Raw genomic sequence first — 1,558 nt, 5'->3', positions numbered from 1 at the left:
TGTGATGTCTTCGGACGGATCGGTGGAGTTGGTGACCCGAGGTGGTAGTAGGTGCATTGAGGAGTGACGCAGGAGGGTAGTCCAACCGCGGCGATGGTAGGCGCAAGCTGATCCGCGGGCAAGGTGGTAGGGCGAGGCATAGGCAAATCCGTGTCTCATGGTGCCTGAGAGCCGAGGCGGACCCGTTCAGGGGAAGTGGATGATCCCATGCTGCCGAGAAAAACTTCGCAGTGAGTGTTAGAGCCGCCCGTACCCCAAACCGACACAGGTGATCAGGTAGAGAATACCGAGGCGATCGAGTGAACCATGGTTAAGGAACTCGGCAAAATGCCCCCGTAACTTCGGGAGAAGGGGGACCGGATCCGTTACATCACTTGCTGGTGGAAGCGGTGATGGTCGCAGAGACCAGGCCCAAGCGACTGTTTACTAAAAACACAGGTCCGTGCGAAGAAGTAATTCGATGTATACGGACTGACGCCTGCCCGGTGCTGGAACGTTAAGGGGACAGGTTAGCTGGCTTTAGGGCCGGCGAAGCTTTGAACTTAAGCGCCAGTAAACGGCGGTGGTAACTATAACCATCCTAAGGTAGCGAAATTCCTTGTCGGGTAAGTTCCGACCTGCACGAATGGCGTAACGACTTGGGCGCTGTCTCAACCGTGGACTCGGCGAAATTGCATTACGAGTAAAGATGCTCGTTACGCGCAGCAGGACGGAAAGACCCCGGGACCTTTACTACAACTTGGTATTGGTGGTCGGTACAATTTGTGTAGGATAGGTGGGAGACTGTGAAGCTCGGACGCCAGTTCGGGTGGAGTCATCGTTGAAATACCACTCTGATTGTTCTGGCTGTCTAACTTTGGTCCGTTATCCGGATCAGGGACAGTGCCTGGTGGGTAGTTTGACTGGGGCGGTCGCCTCCTAAAAGGTAACGGAGGCGCTCAAAGGTTCCCTCAGCCTGGTTGGCAATCAGGTGTCGAGTGTAAGTGCACAAGGGAGCTTGACTGTGAGACAGACATGTCGAGCAGGGACGAAAGTCGGAACTAGTGATCCGGCGGTGGCATGTGGGAGCACCGTCGCTCAACGGATAAAAGGTACCCCGGGGATAACAGGCTGATCTTCCCCAAGAGTCCATATCGACGGGATGGTTTGGCACCTCGATGTCGGCTCGTCGCATCCTGGGGCTGGAGTAGGTCCCAAGGGTTGGGCTGTTCGCCCATTAAAGCGGCACGCGAGCTGGGTTTAGAACGTCGTGAGACAGTTCGGTCCCTATCCGCTGCGCGCGCAGGAGACTTGAGAAGGGCTGCCCCTAGTACGAGAGGACCGGGGTGGACGAACCTCTGGTGTGCCAGTTGTTCCGCCAGGAGCACGGCTGGTTGGCTACGTTCGGGAGTGATAACCGCTGAAAGCATCTAAGCGGGAAGCACGCTTCAAGATGAGGTCTCCCACCGGGTTAACCGGGTAAGGCCCCCAGTAGACCACTGGGTTGATAGGCCAGAAGTGGAAGCGCCGTAAGGTGTGGAGCTGACTGGTACTAATAGGCCGAGGGCTTGTCACACAC

General features: G+C 56.5%; 1 rRNA gene. It reads left to right on the top strand.

Going from position 1 to position 1,558, the window contains the following annotated elements:
• Window positions 1-1,555 (top strand): 23S ribosomal RNA (locus tag ABZX12_RS42735); the annotation flags it as partial.
• Window positions 1,556-1,558: the final 3 nt, after the last annotated feature.

The organism is Kribbella sp. NPDC003505 (assembly GCF_040610875.1).
Taxonomy (GTDB): Bacteria; Actinomycetota; Actinomycetes; order Propionibacteriales; family Kribbellaceae; genus Kribbella.
The sequence above is the reverse complement of the archived record's forward strand: the minus strand, read 5'-3'. Positions and strand labels throughout refer to the sequence as shown.